The 16,870-nt window shown below is 72.3% G+C and carries 15 protein-coding genes and 1 tRNA gene; 9 read left to right on the top strand and 7 right to left on the bottom strand.

Annotation, left to right across the window (positions count from 1 at the left end; genetic code table 11):
- Positions 1-184: 184 nt before the first annotated feature.
- From ADK41_RS21465 to ADK41_RS21455, 4 genes are all read right to left on the bottom strand, one after another.
- On the bottom strand, positions 185-1,027 hold the full coding sequence (locus ADK41_RS21465) for an S-methyl-5'-thioadenosine phosphorylase (RefSeq protein WP_030821914.1): 843 nt from the start codon (positions 1,025-1,027) through the stop codon (positions 185-187).
- Between the two features lie 78 nt (positions 1,028-1,105).
- Positions 1,106-1,432 carry an FmdB family zinc ribbon protein gene (locus ADK41_RS39615; RefSeq protein WP_078661845.1) on the bottom strand — a complete coding sequence of 109 codons (327 nt, stop codon included), beginning with the start codon at positions 1,430-1,432 and terminating at the stop codon, positions 1,106-1,108.
- Between the two features lie 67 nt (positions 1,433-1,499).
- Entirely contained in the window at positions 1,500-2,786 is a 1,287-nt protein-coding gene (locus ADK41_RS21460) for an MFS transporter (protein ID WP_030821911.1), read from the bottom strand.
- A 243-nt stretch (positions 2,787-3,029) separates the two neighbouring features.
- Complete coding sequence (locus tag ADK41_RS21455) at positions 3,030-4,583, bottom strand: potassium/proton antiporter (protein ID WP_030821907.1); 1,554 nt, start codon at positions 4,581-4,583, stop codon at positions 3,030-3,032.
- A 215-nt stretch (positions 4,584-4,798) separates the two neighbouring features.
- On the opposite strand from ADK41_RS21455, the gene ADK41_RS21450 reads away from it, so the two are divergent.
- Positions 4,799-7,660 (top strand): penicillin acylase family protein, encoded by a 2,862-nt coding sequence (locus tag ADK41_RS21450; protein ID WP_030821897.1) that lies wholly within the window; start codon positions 4,799-4,801, stop codon positions 7,658-7,660.
- 67 nt (positions 7,661-7,727) lie between these two features.
- On the opposite strand, the gene ADK41_RS21445 is transcribed toward ADK41_RS21450, so the two are convergent.
- Positions 7,728-8,342 (bottom strand): 5-formyltetrahydrofolate cyclo-ligase, encoded by a 615-nt coding sequence (locus tag ADK41_RS21445; protein ID WP_078661844.1) that lies wholly within the window; start codon positions 8,340-8,342, stop codon positions 7,728-7,730.
- 92 nt (positions 8,343-8,434) lie between these two features.
- On the opposite strand from ADK41_RS21445, the gene galU reads away from it, so the two are divergent.
- The 7 genes from galU (at position 8,435) to ADK41_RS21410 (ending at position 13,989) form a co-directional block, all read left to right on the top strand.
- Positions 8,435-9,346 carry a UTP--glucose-1-phosphate uridylyltransferase GalU gene (gene galU / locus ADK41_RS21440; RefSeq protein ID WP_030821893.1) on the top strand — a complete coding sequence of 304 codons (912 nt, stop codon included), beginning with the start codon at positions 8,435-8,437 and terminating at the stop codon, positions 9,344-9,346.
- Positions 9,343-10,665 (top strand): molybdotransferase-like divisome protein Glp, encoded by a 1,323-nt coding sequence (gene glp, locus ADK41_RS21435; RefSeq protein WP_030821890.1) that lies wholly within the window; start codon positions 9,343-9,345, stop codon positions 10,663-10,665. Before galU ends, glp begins: the two co-directional genes overlap by 4 nt.
- A gap of 86 nt (positions 10,666-10,751) precedes the next feature.
- The gene (moaC, locus tag ADK41_RS21430) at positions 10,752-11,282 is read left to right on the top strand and encodes a cyclic pyranopterin monophosphate synthase MoaC (protein WP_030821887.1); all 531 of its coding nucleotides are present in this window, start codon (positions 10,752-10,754) and stop codon (positions 11,280-11,282) included.
- A complete protein-coding gene (locus ADK41_RS21425; RefSeq protein WP_030821885.1) occupies positions 11,279-11,821 on the top strand; it encodes a MogA/MoaB family molybdenum cofactor biosynthesis protein in 543 nt (180 codons plus the stop codon). The genes moaC and ADK41_RS21425 overlap by 4 nt, the downstream gene beginning before the upstream one ends.
- A 26-nt stretch (positions 11,822-11,847) precedes the next feature.
- Positions 11,848-12,486, top strand: coding sequence for a GNAT family N-acetyltransferase (locus ADK41_RS21420; RefSeq protein WP_037803665.1), 639 nt, complete (start codon positions 11,848-11,850; stop codon positions 12,484-12,486).
- A gap of 172 nt (positions 12,487-12,658) precedes the next feature.
- Complete coding sequence (gene sepX, locus ADK41_RS21415; RefSeq protein WP_030821880.1) at positions 12,659-13,855, top strand: divisome protein SepX/GlpR; 1,197 nt, start codon at positions 12,659-12,661, stop codon at positions 13,853-13,855.
- A 60-nt stretch (positions 13,856-13,915) separates the two neighbouring features.
- Positions 13,916-13,989: transfer RNA gene (locus tag ADK41_RS21410), tRNA-Ala, on the top strand.
- Positions 13,990-14,168: 179 nt separating this feature from the next.
- On the opposite strand, the gene ADK41_RS21405 is transcribed toward ADK41_RS21410, so the two are convergent.
- The gene (locus ADK41_RS21405) at positions 14,169-15,446 is read right to left on the bottom strand and encodes a glycoside hydrolase family 16 protein (RefSeq protein ID WP_030821877.1); all 1,278 of its coding nucleotides are present in this window, start codon (positions 15,444-15,446) and stop codon (positions 14,169-14,171) included.
- 317 nt (positions 15,447-15,763) lie between these two features.
- Here ADK41_RS21405 and ADK41_RS21400 point away from each other — a divergent pair, with 317 nt between their 5' ends.
- Positions 15,764-16,339, top strand: coding sequence for a hypothetical protein (locus tag ADK41_RS21400; protein WP_037803663.1), 576 nt, complete (start codon positions 15,764-15,766; stop codon positions 16,337-16,339).
- 12 nt (positions 16,340-16,351) lie between these two features.
- On the opposite strand, the gene ADK41_RS21395 is transcribed toward ADK41_RS21400, so the two are convergent.
- Positions 16,352-16,828 carry a GNAT family N-acetyltransferase gene (locus ADK41_RS21395; protein ID WP_030821871.1) on the bottom strand — a complete coding sequence of 159 codons (477 nt, stop codon included), beginning with the start codon at positions 16,826-16,828 and terminating at the stop codon, positions 16,352-16,354.
- Positions 16,829-16,870 lie beyond the last annotated feature (42 nt).

Raw genomic sequence — 16,870 nt, 5'->3', positions numbered from 1 at the left:
CGGTGGGGGAGGGGAGGCGGAGCGAGGAAGGAGGACGGGACACGGGGACCACCACCTGCGACGAGGGACCGGTTTGCGACTCCCACGATGAGGCCTGGCGCCGCGCCCCGCCGGGCCCTGTGGACGTACCACGGCCCTGTGGAGAACTCCCCCGCCCGAACGGGACGTTCCGCCCCGCGAGCGGTTACGGCAGCGCGAACCCCGGGTTCATCCCGCCCAGCGCCGACGTGCACGGACAGTCCCGCCCCTCCGTCGTCGGCAGCGCGGCCACCGCGTCGAAGAGCACGCCCCGCAGCCGGTCCACGTTGGCGGAGAACACCCGCAGCACCTCCTCGTGGGAGACGCCCTCACCGGTCTCGGCGCCGGCGTCCAGGTCGGTGACCAGGGTCAGGGAGGTGTAGCAGAGCTCCAGCTCACGGGCGAGCGCCGCCTCGGGGTGGCCGGTCATGCCCACCACCGACCAGCCCTGCGCCCGGTGCCACAGCGACTCGGCGCGGGTGGAGAAGCGCGGCCCTTCGACCACGACCAGCGTGCCGCCGTCCACCGCCTCCCAGTCCCGGCCCCGTGCCGCCTTCAGCGCGGCGGCTCGACCGGTGGGGCAGTAGGGGTCGGCCAGCGACACGTGGACCACGTTCGGCACCGTGCCGTCGGGCAGCGGCAGCCCGTCGAAGTAGGTGCCCGCCCGGGACTTCGTACGGTCCACGAGCTGGTCCGGCACCAGCAGCGTGCCCGGCCCGTACTCGGGCCGCAGGCCGCCGACCGCGCACGGGCCGAGGACCTGGCGCACGCCGACCGACCTCAGCGCCCACAGGTTGGCCCGGTAGTTGATGCGGTGCGGCGGCAGATGGTGGCCGCGTCCGTGCCGGGGCAGGAAGGCGACCCGACGGCCGGCCACCTCGCCGAGGAAGAGGGAGTCGCTGGGCGCCCCGTACGGGGTGTCCACCTGGACCTCGGTCACGTCGTCGAGGAAGGAGTAGAAACCGGAGCCGCCGATCACGCCGATCCCGGCGTTCGCCTTGTTCGCCATGCCCCGCACCCTAACCGCACCCGGAAACGCCGAGGACCCCGTCGTCGGACGACGACGGGGTCCCGTAAGGAAGCGGCCTTACGCGGCGGTGGTGCCGGCGGTGCTGCTCGAGCCGGAGGAGCCGGAGGAGCCGGACGACGAGCCCGAACCCGAGTCCGAGGAGGAGGAAGACGTCGACGACGAGGTGCTCGACGACTTCGACGACGCCGGCGCGCTGCTCGACGAGGAGCCGCGGCTGTCGTTGCGGTAGAAGCCGGAGCCCTTGAAGACGATGCCCACGGCCGAGAACACCTTCTTCAGGCGGCCCTGGCAATTGGGGCACTCGGTCAGCGCGTCGTCGGTGAACTTCTGCACCGCCTCGAGGCCCTCGCCGCACTCGGTGCACTGGTACTGGTAGGTCGGCACTGTCTTCCTCCTGGCACTCTCACTCGATGAGTGCTAACGACGGTCCATAGTGACGCATTCCCGCGGTTCAGTCCACCGCGACGGGCTCGCGGTGACCCACGCCACGTGCGGCGGCGCGCCCGCGCGGGCCCACGGCCAGCCGCGACCGCAGCGCCAGCAGCGTCACGAGGGCCGCCGCCGTACCGGCCATCGGGACCAGGAAGCCGGCGCCGCCCCACAGGCGGTCCTCCAGCTGTCCGGCGATCGTGACGGCCGCCGCCTGGCCGAGTGCGACGGCACCGGTCAGCCAGGTGAAGGCCTCGGTGCGGGCGCCCGCCGGGACCAGGTTCTCCACCAGCGTGTAGCCGGTGATCAGGGCCGGCGCGATGCACATGCCGACCAGCAGGCCGAGGCCGGCCAGCAGCAGCGCCGAGTGGGCGGTCCACAGGGCGGACGCGGCCAGTGCGAGCGCCGTGTAACCGATCACCAGGCGCCGCTGCGGGGCGGCCTTCCAGGCGATCGCGCCGCAGGCGATGCCGGAGAGCATGTTGCCCGCGGCGAAGACGCCGTAGAGGACGCCGTTCAGTCCGGGCTCGCCGATCGACTCGGTGAACGCGGCCAGCGAGACCTGCATGCCGCCGAAGACGGAACCGATGCCCAGGAAGGTCACGATCAGCACGCGCACACCGGGGACGCGCAGCGCGGAGACGTGCTCCACGCGCGCGTGCCCGTCGCGGCCCGCCTCGGGCTGCGTGCCCTTCTGCGCGGCGAACAGCAGACCGCCGACCAGCGTCAGCCCGGCCTCGGTGAGCAGGCCCGCGGCCGGGTCGACGGCCGTGCACAGGGCCGTGGCCAGCAGCGGTCCGACCACGAAGGTGAACTCGTCGGTGACGGACTCGAAGGCCGCCGCGGTGGTCATCAGCGGGGAGCCCTTGAGCCGCACGCCCCAGCGGGCCCGCACCATGGGCCCGACCTGCGGCACCGAGGCGCCCGTGGGCACGGCGGCGGCGAACAGAGCCCACAGGGGCGCGTGGGACAGCGCCAGTGCGGTGAGGGCCAGTCCGGCCACCGTGTGCACCAGGACGCCGGGCACGAGGACGGCGCGCTGCCCGTGGCGGTCGGCGAGGCGGCCGCTGTAGGGCGCGAACAGCGCCATGGAGACGCCGGTGACGGCCGCGACGGCGCCGGCCGCGCCGTACGAGCCGGTGGTGTGCTGCACCAGCAGCACGATGGAGAGGGTGAGCATCGCGAACGGCTGGCGTGCCGCGAAGCCCGGGAGCAGGAACGTCCACGCGCCGCGCGTGCGCAGCAGCCGGCCGTATCCCGGTCGGGAGGTGGCCGACGGGTCCTTCGACGTGGTGACCGTGGATGCCACGGCCCGTGCCTTTCCGCCGCCTGGTAGCGGCCCGCGCGGTGCGCGGGCACGCCGAGAGCTGTCCTCTTGCGCTGACTGCGGTAGATGCCGGCGCCACAGCTCAGGGCGCTCCGGCCGCCATACGGTCGCGCCAGCTCTGCGTCAGGCAGAGTTGGTTCGATATGGGGTCCCTCGCATCGTACAGGGACCACCTGCCGCCCGCTGTGAGACCGGGCACGTCGCCGGTGCCTTGCCCGCGGGCCGTCAGCGTTCCGTCCGCGGTCCGTCGGCACCCAGCCAGCCGGCCAGCTTGCCGCCCCGGCCGACCGCGCGCAGGCGCCGTTCGGCGGCGTCCCGTACCGGGTCGGTGGCGACGACGAGCAGTTCGTCCCCGCGGCGCAGCACCGTCGACGGCAGCGGCACGAAGGACGTGCCGTCGCGCACGACGAGGGTGACGGCGGCCCCGGCCGGCAGCCGCAGCTCGGCGACCTCCACGCCGTGCATCCTCGACCCGGCCGGGACGGCGACCGACAGCAGGTGTCCGCGCAGCCGCTCCAGGGGGGCCGACTCGATGCCGAGGTCGGCGGCGGAGTCCGCGCCCAGGCGCAGCTTGCGGGCCAGCCAGGGCAGGGTCGGCCCCTGGACGAGGGTGTAGACGACGACCAGGACGAAGACGATGTTGAAGACCCGCTCGCTCCCGGCGACGCCCTGCACCATCGGGATCGTCGCCAGGATGATGGGCACGGCGCCGCGCAGTCCCGCCCAGGACATCAGCGTCTGCTCCTGCCAGGGCACCCGGAACGGCGTCAGGCAGACGACGACGCTCAGCGGACGGGCCACCACGGTGAGCGCCAGCCCGATGACCAGCGCGGGCACGATGTGGTCGCCCAGCTCGTGCGGGGCGACGAGCAGGCCGAGCAGGACGAACATGCCGATCTGGGCGATCCAGCCGAGCCCTTCGGCGAAGCCGCGGGTGGCGGGCCAGTGCGGCAGTTTGGCGTTGCCCAGCACCATCGAGGCGAGGTAGACGGCGAGGAAGCCGCTGCCGTGGGCCATGGCGCCGGCCGCGTAGGCGGCGATCGCGATGGCCATGACGGCGATCGGGTAGAGGCCGGAGGCGGGCAGCGCCACGTGCCGCAGCCCCCAGGCGCCCAGCCAGCCCACCGCGACCCCGATGGCGGCGCCGATGGCCAGCTCCAGCAGTATCTCGCCGACCAGGACGTACCAGTGCTCGACGGGTCCGGCCGAGGAGAAGGCGACGACCAGGATGACGACGGGGGCGTCGTTGAAGCCGGACTCCGCCTCCAGCGCGCCCGTCACCCGCGCGGGGAGCGGTATTTTCCGCAGCACCGAGAAGACGGCCGCCGCGTCGGTCGACGACACCACCGCGCCGATGATCAGTGCCTGCCGCCACTCCAGCCCGACCAGGAAGTGCGCGGCCGACGCCGTGACGCCGACGCTCACCGCGACGCCGGCCAGCGCGAGCGCGGCGGCGGCGGGCAGGATCGGTCTCACCTCCGTCCACTTCGTGCCCAGACCGCCCTCGGCCAGGATCACGACCAGGGCCGCGTATCCGATGACCTGGGTCAGCTCGGCGTTGTCGAAGTGGATGTCGCCGAGGCCGTCCTGGCCCAGGGCGATGCCGATGCCCAGGTAGACGAGCAGGCTGGGGAGCCCGCTGCGCGAGGAGATCCGGACCGCTGCGACGGCGACGAGCAGGACGATCGAGCAGACGAGCAGGAGCTGGTTGAGGTGGTGGACAGTCAGCGGCCGTTCCCTTCCCTGACTCAGGCGCACCGCGCCTGAGCTCACGTACATCGCATGCGATCCGCCGCTTCCGCGGCAAACTACTTCGTTACCTTACCTAACTCTTGACGCGTTCTTGACGCTCTTGACGGCAAGATCGAACGTCCGTCCGGGCTGGTTCCGTACTCCGCGTCAAGTGCCGTGGGCCCCTGCGCCTATCGTTGCTCCAGCGCTCAGTTAAAAGCACAGCCCGACCTGCCGCTCGCGTTAGGACAGCAAGGACAGCGATGCCCACCGACACCACCGCCTCCACGGGTCAGCAGCCCGGCAAGTCCGGCAGGAAGAAAGGGCGCAAGGGCCGGCTCATCGTGCTCGTCCTGGTGCTGGCCCTGATCGGCGGTGTCGCCTACGGGGGGTACTGGTCCGTCAGCACCGTGCGCGCCTCCTTCCCGCAGACCGAGGGCTCGATCACGCTCAAGGGCCTGACGGGGACCGTCGACGTCAAACGGGACGGCTACGGCATCCCGCAGATCTACGCCTCCTCCGACGAGGACCTGTTCATGGCGCAGGGCTACGTCCAGGCGCAGGACCGGTTCTACGAGATGGACGTCCGCCGGCACATGACCGCCGGGCGCCTGTCGGAGATGTTCGGCGAGGGCCAGGTCGACAACGACGAGTTCCTGCGCACCCTGGGCTGGGACCGGGTCGCGAAGGAGGAGTACGAGAAGAAGCTCTCCCCCGCCACGAAGAAGTACCTCCAGGCGTACGCCAAGGGCGTCAACGCCTATCTGGAGGGCAAGGACGGGCAGGAGATCTCCCTGGAGTACGCGGCCCTCGGCTTCGAGAACGACTACAGGCCCGGGAAGTGGACCCCGGTCGACTCCGTGGCCTGGCTGAAGGCGATGGCCTGGGACCTGCGCGGCAACATGCAGGACGAGATCGACCGCGCGCTGATGACCAGCCGCCTCGGCCCGAAGCAGATCGCCGACCTGTACCCGGCGTACCCGTACAGCCGGAACAAGCCGGTGGTCCAGGAGGGCCGGTACGACCAGCTCACCGGGGCGTACGGGCAGGGCGGGAACGCGGACGGCACGGGGGCGGGCGCCGGCACCGGCACGGGTACGGGTACGGGCACCGGGACGGGTACCGGGACCGGCACGGGCACTGAGACGGGTACGGGCACCGGCACCGGGACGGGCACCGGGACCGGCACGGGCACCGGGACGGGCACGGGCACCGGGACCGGTGGTTCCGCCCTGGAGAGCCAGCTGACCGGCCTCCAGCGGGTCCTGGAGGACCTCCCCACCGCCGTCGGCGTCAACGGCGACGGCATCGGCTCCAACTCCTGGGTCGTCTCCGGGAAGCACACCATCACCGGCAAGCCGCTGCTCGCCAACGACCCGCACCTGTCGGCCTCGCTGCCGTCCGTCTGGTACCAGATGGGCCTGCACTGCCGCGACGTCTCCGCCGAGTGCCGGTACGACGTCACCGGCTACACCTTCGCGGGCATGCCGGGCGTGATAATCGGCCACAACCAGGACATCGCCTGGGGCCTGACCAACTCCGGCGTCGACGTCACCGACCTCTACCTGGAGAAGATCACCGGCGACGGCTACCAGTACGACGGCAAGGTGGTGCCGTTCAAGACCCGTGAGGAGACCATCGAGGTCGCCGGCGGCAGGGCGCGGAAGATCGTCGTGCGGGAGACCAACAACGGCCCCCTGCTCTCCGACCGTTCCGACGACCTGGTGAAGACCGGCAAGAAGGCCGCCGTCGACAGCGCCGCCCCCGACCGGGGCGACGGCTACGGCGTCGCGCTGCGCTGGACCGCGCTGGACGCCGGCCGCACCATGGACTCCGTCTTCGCGATCAACCGCGCGAAGGACTGGGACGACTTCCGCGAGGCGGCCGCCCTGTTCGAGGTGCCCTCGCAGAACCTCGTCTACGCGGACACCGAGGGCAGCATCGGCTACACGCTGCCCGGGAAGATCCCCACCCGCGCGGAGAACCACGACGGTTCCCTCCCCGCCCCCGGCTGGGACCCCGACTACGAGTGGGCCGGCTGGATCGACCAGGACGCGCTGCCCTACGAGTACAACCCGGAGCGCGGCTACATCGTCACCGCCAACCAGGCCGTCGTCGGCGAGGACTACCCGTACACGCTGACCACCGACTGGGGTTACGGCGCCCGCAGCCAGCGGATCACCGAACTGATCAAGTCGAAGATCAAGGACGACGGCAAGATCTCCACCGACGACATGCGGCAGATGCAGCTCGACAACTCCAGCACCATCGCCAAGCTGCTGGTGCCGCACCTGCTCAAGATCGACACCGAGGACGCGGACGTCCGCGAGGCGCAGAAGCTGCTGGAGGGCTGGGACTACACCCAGGACGCCGACTCGGCGGCCGCCGCCTACTTCAACTCCGTCTGGCGCAACATCCTCAAGCTCGCCTTCGGCCACAAGCTGCCCAAGGAGCTGCGGGTCAAGGGCCAGTGCCTGTGGGTCGAGCCGGTCAACACCACCGGGCCCGCCGACGAGGCGGGCAAGGTCCGCGAGTGCGGTCAGCGCGACGCCGACCAGGCGCAGCCCGACGGCGGCGACCGCTGGTTCGAGGTGGTCCGCAAGCTGATGGACAAGGAGGACAGCGACTGGTGGAAGACCCCCAAGTCGGGCACCCGCCCCGCCGCGGACAACCGTGACGAGCTGTTCAAGCGCGCCCTGATCGACGCCCGCTGGGAGCTGACCGCCAAGCTCGGCAAGGACATCGACAGCTGGAGCTGGGGCCGGCTGCACCGCCTGTTCCTGAAGAACCAGACCCTCGGCACCGAGGGCCCGGGCTTCCTGCAGTACATGCTCAACCGCGGCCCGTGGAAGCTCGGCGGCGGCGAGGCCACCGTCAACGCGACCGGCTGGAACGCCGCCGGCGGCTACGGCGTCGTGTGGGTGCCGTCCATGCGGATGGTGGTCAACCTCGGCGACCTCGACAAGTCCCGGTGGATCAACCTCACCGGCGCCTCCGGGCACGCCTACAGCTCCCACTACGTCGACCAGACGGACAAGTGGGCCGAGGGCGAACTGCTGGAGTGGTCGTACTCGGAGAAGGCGGTCGCGGACAGCACCGGCGACACCCTGCTGCTGAAGCCCTGACCCCGGTCCCCGCCGTCGGAAGCGGCCTCCGCGTGCACGCGGAGGCCGCTTCCGCGTGTGCGGGGGCTCAGCCGAACCGGCGCACCCCGGACGGCGTCACCACCGCGTGCACCGGCCGGTCGTGGGGCTCGACGGGGACGCGCGGGACGACCTCCGCGTCGTACAGCAGCACCACCAGCGCCGGGCGCGCGCCCGTGCGGTCCAGCCGGGCGAGGACCCGGTCGTAGGAGCCGCCGCCGCGGCCCAGGCGCATCCCGCGCGCGTCGACGGCCAGGCCCGGCAGCAGCACGACGTCCGCCTCCGTGACGGCGTCCGGTCCGAGGCGCGGCCCCGCGGGCTCGAGGAGCGCCATCTTCGCGCCGTGCCGCACGCGCACGAGTGATTCCTCGCCCTCGTACGCCCCCCAGTCCAGGTCGTTGTCGGGCAGCAGCGCGGGCAGCAGGACGCGTGCGCCCCGCGCGCGCAGCGCGTCGAGCAGCGCGAGTGTGCCGGGTTCACTCCCCACGGAGACGTACGCCGCCACCGTGCGCGCGTGCGCCAGTTCGGGCAGTCCGAGCGCCTGCCGGGCCAGGGCGACCGCGGATTCCCGCACGTCGTCTCCCGTCAACCCGTTCCTCACCGCGAGGAGATCCCGACGCCATATCCGTTTGTCATGCTCGTTCGGGCCCTCTTCGTGTCTCATGTCTGTTCCCGTACCGTTCCAATATGCTCATATGATCGGTAATTAACCGGAGCCTCAGATTCGCTGCAAAGGGGCCCGATATGGTGGCGGACATGTCTCAGTCACACCCTCGGATCAGCAAGGCTGTCATCCCCGCAGCCGGCCTCGGCACCCGGTTCCTGCCGGCCACCAAGGCCACTCCCAAGGAGATGCTGCCGGTCGTCGACAAGCCGGCGATCCAGTACGTGGTCGAAGAGGCCGTCTCCGCCGGTCTCGACGACGTCCTCATGGTGACGGGCCGCAACAAGCGCCCCCTGGAGGACCATTTCGACCGTAATTACGAACTGGAATCCGCCCTCCAGAAGAAGGGCGACGCCGACCGCCTCGCCAAGGTCCAGGAGTCCAGCGACCTCGCCACCATGCACTACGTCCGCCAGGGCGACCCCAAGGGCCTCGGCCACGCCGTGCTGTGCGCCGCCCCGCACGTCGGCGACGAGCCCTTCGCCGTCCTCCTCGGCGACGACCTGATCGACCCGCGCGACCTCCTGCTCCAGCGCATGATCGAGGTCCAGCAGCAGCACGGCGGCAGCGTCGTCGCGCTCATGGAGGTGGCCCCCGAGCAGATCCACCTCTACGGCTCCGCCGCCGTGGAGGCCACCGCGGACGGCGACGTCGTCAAGGTCGGCGGTCTGGTCGAGAAGCCCGCCGCCGAGGACGCGCCCTCGAACTACGCCATCATCGGCCGCTACGTCCTCGACCCGGCCGTCTTCGGCATCCTGCGCACGACCGAGCCCGGCCGCGGCGGCGAGATCCAGCTCACCGACGCCCTCCAGCAGCTCGCCGCCGACGAGAAGGTGGGCGGCCCGGTGCACGGCGTCGTCTTCGAGGGCCGCCGCTATGACACCGGCGACCGCGGCGACTACCTGCGTGCCATTGTCCGACTCGCGTGCGAACGTGAGGACCTGGGCCCGGACTTCCGGACCTGGCTCCAGCGATACGTCACCGAGGAGATGCAGCAACGTTGAGCACCGTCGCGCCCCGCACCGCAGGTCCGGACCGCCTCTGGTCGGTGGACGAGCACCTGGACGACATCCTCGCGACCGTCCGGCCCCTCGAACCCATCGAGCTGCACCTCCTCGACGCCCAGGGCTGCGTCCTGGTCGAGGACGTCACGGTGCCGGTCTCCCTGCCTCCGTTCGACAACAGCTCCATGGACGGGTACGCGGTGCGGGTCGCGGACGTCGCGGGCGCGAGCGAGCGGTACCCGGCGGCCCTCGAGGTCGTCGGGGACGTCGCCGCGGGCGCGGCCGGCCTCCTCCACGTCGGCCCCGGCCAGGCCGCCCGCATCATGACCGGCGCCCCGCTCCCGCCCGGCGCCGAGACCGTCGTCCCCGTCGAGTGGACCGACGGCGGCCTCGGCGAGGGCCCGGTCACCGGGATGCGCGCCCGCAGCCTCGCCCCCGAGGGCGCCACCGGGCAGGTGAACGTGTACCGCCCGGCCGGGGCACGCGCGCACGTGCGCGCCGAGGGCAGCGACGTCAGGGCCGGCGACCGGGCCCTGGCGGCCGGCACCGTCCTCGGCCCGCCGCAGATCTCCCTGCTCGCCGCGATCGGCCGCGGCACGGTGCGCGTGCGCCCGCGCCCGCGCGTGGTGGTGCTCTCCACCGGCAGCGAACTCGTCCAGCCCGACGGGGAACTGGGCCCGGGGCAGATCTACGACTCCAACAGCTTCGCCCTCACCGCCGCCGCGCGGGACGCGGGCGCGATCGCCTACCGGGTGGGCGCCGTCGCCGACGACGCCGCGACCCTGCGGGACACCATCGAGGACCAGCTGGTGCGCGCCGACCTGATGGTCACCACCGGCGGCGTGAGCGTCGGGGCGTACGACGTCGTCAAGGAGGCGCTGTCGTACGCCGGGGACGAGGACGAGCCCGGCAGCGGCGTCGAGTTCCGCAGGCTCGCCATGCAGCCGGGCAAGCCCCAGGGCTTCGGCTCCATCGGCCCCGACCACACCCCGCTCCTCGCCCTGCCCGGCAACCCGGTCTCCAGTTACGTCTCCTTCGAGCTGTTCGTCCGTCCCGCCATCCGCACCCTGATGGGCCTGACGGACGTCCACCGGCCGAGAACCCGCGCGAAGCTCACCGCGGACCGGGCGCTGACCTCGCCCGGGGGCCGCCGCCAGTTCCTGCGCGGCCGGTACGCCGACGGCACGGTGACGCCCGTGGGGGGCGCCGGTTCCCACCTGGTGGCGGCCCTCGCACAGGCGAACGCGCTGATCGTCGTCCCCGAGGAGGCCGAGTCCGTCGCGCCCGGCACCGAGGTCGAGGTGGTCCTGCTCGGCTGAGCGCGACCGGTTGGCGGTACCGTGTCGCGCACAGCAGGCCCGTGCGCCGCACCGCGACGGGCCAGGACCGGGAGCGCCACACGATCATGACCGTGCCTTCCCGGGGGGAGACCCCCGGACCCTCCGAACCCGCCGGACCCACCGAGCAGTCCCGTCTGACCCACATCGACGCGGCGGGCGCCGCCCGCATGGTCGACGTGTCCGGCAAGGACGTCACCGCGCGCACCGCGCGGGCCACCGGACGCGTCCTCGTCTCACCGCGCGTGGTCGAGCTGCTGCGCGGCGAGGGCGTCCCCAAGGGCGACGCGCTGGCCACCGCGCGCATCGCGGGCATCATGGGCGCCAAACGCACCCCCGATCTGATCCCGCTCTGCCACCCGCTGTCGGTCTCCGGTGTGACACTGGACCTGTCGGTCGCGGACGACGCCGTGGAGATCGCGGCGACGGTGCGGACGACGGACCGCACGGGCGTCGAGATGGAGGCGCTCACCGCGGTCTCCGTCGCCGCGCTCACCGTGATCGACATGGTCAAGGCGGTCGACAAGGAGGCGGTCATCACGGACGTGCGGGTCGAGGAGAAGACGGGCGGCGCGTCGGGCGACTGGAGCCGGGCATGACTCCCGACGCTTCGATCGGCGGCGCGCTGCTCGCGCCGTACCGCGCGCTCGTCGTCACCGCGTCCAACCGGGCCGCCGCCGGCGTCTACGAGGACAAGGGCGGCCCGCTGGTCGCGGAAGGGCTGCGGCGCTTCGGGTTCGCGGTCGACGGCCCTCAGGTGGTCCCCGACGGCGATCCCGTGGAGGCCGCCCTGCGCGCGGGCGTCGACGCCGGGTACGACGTCGTCGTGACCACCGGCGGCACCGGCGTCTCACCCACCGACCGCACCCCCGAGGCGACCCGCCGGGTCATCGACCACGAGGTCCCCGGCATCGCGGAGGCCATCCGCGCGTACGGCCGCGACAAGGTGCCCACGGCCGCCCTCTCCCGGGGCCTCGCGGGAGTCGCGGGCTCCACGCTGATCGTCAACCTGCCGGGGTCCGGCGGCGGGGTGAAGGACGGTCTCGCCGTCCTGGAGCCGCTGCTGAGGCACGCCGTGGACCAGCTGCGCGGCGGGGACCACCCGAGGCCGGACGCCACGGGCGGGGGTGCGAGCTGAACACCCCGCACTGGCCGGCCGAGCTGGTGGACGGCGACATCGTCCTCCGGCCGATAAGGCTGCGCGACCAGAAGGCCTGGCGCGAGGTCAACCGGCGCAACCGCGACTGGCTGCGGCCCTGGGAGGCGACGATCCCGCCGCCCACGCCCAGCGGACCGGTCATCCACCGCCCGACGTACCGTCAGATGGTCCGCCACCTGCGCTCCGAGGCGAACGCGGGCCGGATGCTGCCGTTCGTCATCGAGTACCGGGGCCGTCTCGTCGGCCAGTTGACGGTCGCCGGGATCACCTGGGGCTCGATGTGCTCGGGCCACGTCGGCTACTGGGTGGACGAGGCGGTGGCCGGCCGCGGAGTGGTGCCGACGGCCGTGGCGATGGTCGTGGACCACTGTTTCCGCACGGTCGGACTGCACCGCATCGAGGTCTGCATTCGCCCCGAGAACGGGCCGAGCCGCAGGGTCGTGGAAAAACTGGGATTCCGCGAGGAGGGCCTGCGTCCGCGATATCTGCACATCGACGGGGCCTGGCGCGACCATCTCGTCTTCGCGCTCACGGCGGAAGAGGTCCCCGACGGTTTGCTCGCCCGGTGGCGCCGGGCACGCTCCGGGGGGCGGTCCGGCCACGAGCGGCGCAACCCGGGAATCCCGCACGGCCCCGGAAATTGAATAAACGTTCGAATTTAAGCAGAAGGCGACCGTCTTCGGGTGCGGAATTCCCGGTTCGGGTGGGTCCCTGATCGCATCGATCACAAGAAAAGTTCGAAATATCAGCCAGATCGTGCGACACACCGGTCCAATTGGCGGATGGCCCCGTGCAAACCCCTCTACCGTGTGAGACGTGAGCAGCAGCGGCCTCATCTACGCAGTCATCGTCGGGGCCTGGGCCGCCTACTTGGTGCCGATGTGGCTCCGTAGGCAGGACGAGCTGAACGAGGCCCGTCCGACGGAACGCTTCAGCACCGCCATCCGATTGCTGTCCGGACGGGCGGGCATGGAGCGCCGGTACGCCAAGGACCTGCAGGCGCGCTCCGCCGACGAGGGGGAGCGGAGCGTCCACGACCCGGACGCGGTCACCGACACGGTGGACGTCCGGGCCTTCGCCGTGTCCCAGACCCGTCCGCAGACCCAGGCGCCCGTACCGTCACCCCCCGCGGAGCGGCCGGAGCCGGCACCCGGCCGGCCCTCGCGCGAGCGCGCGGAAGGGCGGGAGCCCGAACCGGCCGCCGCGCGGGGACGCGTTCCGGCCGCCCGCCGCGGACCGGACGCCCAGCGGGCCCGAGCGGCGCAGACCGCCGCCGCGCGCGCCCAGCGCTCGAAGGCCCTCGCCCGCCGCCGGCGCACCACCACGATGCTGTTCATCGCCTTCACGCTCGGCGCGATCGTCGCGGCGGTCGGCGGACTGGCCTTCCTCTGGGCACCCGGCGTGCCGGCCATACTGCTGAGCGCGTACATCGCCTACCTCCGCTCCCAGGAGCGCCGCCGCTTCGCCTACCAGATGGACCGCCGCCAGGCCGAGGTCGCGGCGCAGCGGCTGCGCGAGCGCCAGCCGCGCCGCCGCCCCTCCATCGAGGACGCCGACCCCGACGAACCGGAAGGACCGGAAGCGGGAGTCGACCCCGACCCGGGCCTGACCGCGCTCGCCGCCGACCGGCGCGCGCTCGTCGAGCAGACCGACCACGCCGAGTGGGTCGACCAGCAGCGCGAGCGGCAGCGGCGGCCCGGCCAGGGCGGCGACAGCTGGGACCCGGTCCCGGTACCGCTCCCCACGTACGTCACCGCCCCGGTCGCCCCCCGCGCCTCCGGCGAGGTGGACCTCGGCGCCCCGGACACCTGGAGTTCGGCCCGCTCCAGCGCCGTACCGGCGGACGAGGCGCGGGACTCGTCCGACGAAGCGGATCCGGACCCGGCGGCCCCCGCCGACGACCGCAGCGACGCCCGCCGGGCCGCCTCGGCCCGCCGCTCCCGCGAACGCGGCCGCACCCCCCTCTTCGACCAGTACGAGGACGGGGAGCGCCCGAAGGCCGCCAACGAGTAGGGCCGGTCCCATGGATTTCCGAGCACCCCGATCGGGATGCTAAAGTTTCACTCGTTGCAAGGGCCTGTGGCGCAGTCCGGTAGCGCACCTCGTTCGCATCGAGGGGGCCAGGGGTTCAAATCCCCTCAGGTCCACGCAGCTCGAAGCCCCGGTCGGTATCACCGACCGGGGCTTCGACATGTGGTGCGGCGGTAGCTCCGGGCCCTGCTGACGCCCCACCACCGCGACCGGCGCCCGAGCGCGTCGGCCGGCCGGATGCCGAACGCCCCGGCTCGGGATCGGGCCGGGGGCGTGGTGTCGGTGGACCGTGAGGTCAGGCGAGCGTCCACTTCTGGTGGGCGGCGCCGGTGCACGTCCGGATCTGCAGGGGCGTGCCGTCGGCGGAGGAGCCGCCCTTGGTGTCCAGGCACTTGTCCGCACCGATGTTGGTCAGGTCGCGGGCGGAGGTGTACGCCCACTGCTGGGCCTTGGTGCCGTTGCAGGTGTAGAGCTGCACGGGCGTCCCGTCCGTGGTGGAGGCGCCGCGGACGTCGAGGCACTTGCCGAGGGCGCGTACGGTGCCGTCGCCGCCCAGCGTCCACTTCTGCGCGTCGACACCGGTGCAGTCGTGCAGCTGGATGGGGGTCCGGTCCGCGGTGGAGGCGCCGGCGACGTCGACGCACATGCCGCCGATGCCCTTGACGGCGCCGGTCCGGGTGGCGCCGCCGTTCCCGGAGGAACCGCCGGAGGCGGAGACGCGTACGTAGTCGATGGTCATCGTCTGCGGGAACGCGGTGCCGGCATTCGGGCTGCCGGGCCAGTCGCCGCCGACGGCGAGGTTGAGGATGAGGAAGAACGGGTGGTCGTAGACCCACTTCTTGCCGCCCAGGTCGGCCGGGGTGCGGGTCTGGTAGGTGGCGCCGTCGACGGACCAGGTGATCTTCTCGGGGCTCCAGTCGACCGCGAAGACGTGGAAGCCGTCGGCGAAGGCCGCGCCGCCCGGGAGCGTGTACGAGGCGCCGATACCGCCGCCACCGGAGTAACCGGGGCCGTGGACGGTGCCGTGGACGACACCGGGCTCGTAGCCGACGTTCTCCATGATGTCGATCTCGCCGCTGCTGGGCCACCCCGCCGTGCCCAGGTCGTCGCCGAGCATCCAGAACGCGGGCCACATGCCCTGACCGCGGGGCACCTTGACGCGCGCCTCGAAGTGACCGTAGGCCTGGGTGAAGGTCCTGGCGGTGTTGAGGCGGGCGGAGGTGTACTGGCAGGGGCCGTACCAGCACCGGAGCCCGGTGTCGGTGTTCTTGCGGGCGGTGATGACGAGGTTGCCGTCGCCGTCGAGGGCGGCGTTGTCCCTGCTGTCGCGGTAGTACTGCAGTTCGTGGTTCCCGTTGCCGCTGCCGCCGCTCTCCAGCGTCCACTTGCCGGGGTCCGGTGCGCTGCCGGCCGGGCCGTTGAACTCGTCGGACCAGGTCAGTGCGGTGGTGGCGGCGTCGGCCCGGTCGGCGGACGGTCCTGTGGTGAGGAAGGCGAAGGCGGCGACGACCGCGGTGGAGACCAGCAGGACGAACCCGCCGAGCGACCACCGGCGTGCGCGATGAGCGGCCATGGGTGAACACACCTCGTCTGTGGGGAAGTTCCGTGGGGGAGCCCCGATGCTACGGACGGTTGACAGCGCAACCAACTGCCCGGTTTGCGCTTCAAACAGCGCTGATCTGCGGTTACTTGACGCCATAAGGACTCTGGCCGATCGCTTAATGAGCGTTTAAGGGCGGCTTAAGCGAGCGGGGGCGGAACGGACCGACGGTGCTCGGGCGGCGGTCCGTCGCTGCGTCGGGTACTCGGGTGCCCGTCGGCGCCACCGGGTCGCCGGATGAGTAGGTGCGCTCATGACCGGGCGGGGGGCCGTTTTCTACCGTGGCCCGCATGGATACGGATTCGGTCCCCGCCGGCCCCCCGGCCGCGAGGGAAACGGGTTGCTTCGTCGGCTGCGCGATCGTGCTGCTCCTCCTTCTCGGCCTGCTCGCCTGGGGAGCCTGGGCACTGGACGAGTTCGAGAAGGGCCTGGACGGGGCCGGGCAGCTGGAGCAGAGCGGGGCCTTGGGCGACAGGCGGGATCCGCTCGGCCCCGGTGCGACCGCCCGGTACGAGGACGGTCTGAAGGTCACGGTCGGCCCTCCGCGACGGGAGCCCGACGGCGCGTACGGCTTGACGGTCACCTATGAGAACGGCGCCGACGAGGAGGTGCCGTTCGGCGGCGCGTGCGAGACGCTCGAGGTCCGGGCGGGCGAGCCCTCGGACGACGCCGTCGGCCACGACCTGACATGGCTGAACCGGGAGGAGTGCGACTCCGCTCTCGCCCGGCCCCTCGGCGTGGACGAGACGCGCGGCGTCCCGGTCCGCGTCGAGCCGAGCGGGTGGGGGACCCCGGTCACCGTGGAGGTCGGCTGGCCCTACGGCACGTCCCGTGACACGGCGTACTTCCTGCTCGGCCCGGGCTGACCGGGCCGGCCGCTACAGCGCCTTGGCGTAGCAGCGGCTGTCCTCGTGGAAGCGGTAGTAGCCGAACTTCTCGCAGGGCTCGTAGCCGCTGGAGGCGTACAGGGCGATGGCCTCCGGCTGCTTGGTGCCGGTCTCCAGGACCATGCGGACGCGGCCGGCGGCGCGGGCGCTCTCCTCCAGGGCGGCCAGGATGCGGCGGGCCAGGCCCCGGCCGCGCATCTGCTCGATCACGTACATGCGCTTCAGCTCGGCGTCGCCGTCCCGGTTGCCCTCGTCGTTGGCGTCCTGCGCGCGCCAGCCGCCGGAGGCCACGGGGACGCCGGACTCGTCGTACGCGATCAGGTAGACGCCGTTCGGGGGCCGGAAGTCCGCCGGATCCATGGGGGTGGCGTCGCCGCCGTCGCCGTAGCGGATGTCGTACTCGGCCTGGACTTCGGCGTCCAGCTTGACGGCGTCGGGGTGGTCGTAGGGGACCGGGCGGATTTCCATGCCGAATACCGTAAAACACGCCCGGACGTGGAGTGTCGTATC

Source organism: Streptomyces caelestis (genome assembly GCF_001279005.1).
Lineage (GTDB): Bacteria > Actinomycetota > Actinomycetes > Streptomycetales > Streptomycetaceae > Streptomyces > Streptomyces heliomycini.
Note: the sequence above shows the minus strand (reverse complement) of the source record. Positions and strands in the feature narration are given on the sequence as shown.

What these genes read in the sequence shown, in the direction of transcription:
- ADK41_RS21465 (WP_030821914.1), bottom strand. Translation starts at nt 1,027, where the DNA reads ATGGCGAACAAGGCGAACGCCGGGATCGGCGTGATCGGCGGCTCCGGT.
- ADK41_RS21455 (WP_030821907.1), bottom strand. Translation starts at nt 4,583, where the DNA reads ATGTACGTGAGCTCAGGCGCGGTGCGCCTGAGTCAGGGAAGGGAACGG.
- ADK41_RS21450 (WP_030821897.1), top strand. Translation starts at nt 4,799, where the DNA reads ATGCCCACCGACACCACCGCCTCCACGGGTCAGCAGCCCGGCAAGTCC.
- ADK41_RS21445 (WP_078661844.1), bottom strand. Translation starts at nt 8,342, where the DNA reads ATGAGACACGAAGAGGGCCCGAACGAGCATGACAAACGGATATGGCGT.
- galU (WP_030821893.1), top strand. Translation starts at nt 8,435, where the DNA reads ATGTCTCAGTCACACCCTCGGATCAGCAAGGCTGTCATCCCCGCAGCC.
- moaC (WP_030821887.1), top strand. Translation starts at nt 10,752, where the DNA reads ATGACCGTGCCTTCCCGGGGGGAGACCCCCGGACCCTCCGAACCCGCC.
- ADK41_RS21425 (WP_030821885.1), top strand. Translation starts at nt 11,279, where the DNA reads ATGACTCCCGACGCTTCGATCGGCGGCGCGCTGCTCGCGCCGTACCGC.
- ADK41_RS21405 (WP_030821877.1), bottom strand. Translation starts at nt 15,446, where the DNA reads ATGGCCGCTCATCGCGCACGCCGGTGGTCGCTCGGCGGGTTCGTCCTG.
- ADK41_RS21400 (WP_037803663.1), top strand. Translation starts at nt 15,764, where the DNA reads ATGGATACGGATTCGGTCCCCGCCGGCCCCCCGGCCGCGAGGGAAACG.
- ADK41_RS21395 (WP_030821871.1), bottom strand. Translation starts at nt 16,828, where the DNA reads ATGGAAATCCGCCCGGTCCCCTACGACCACCCCGACGCCGTCAAGCTG.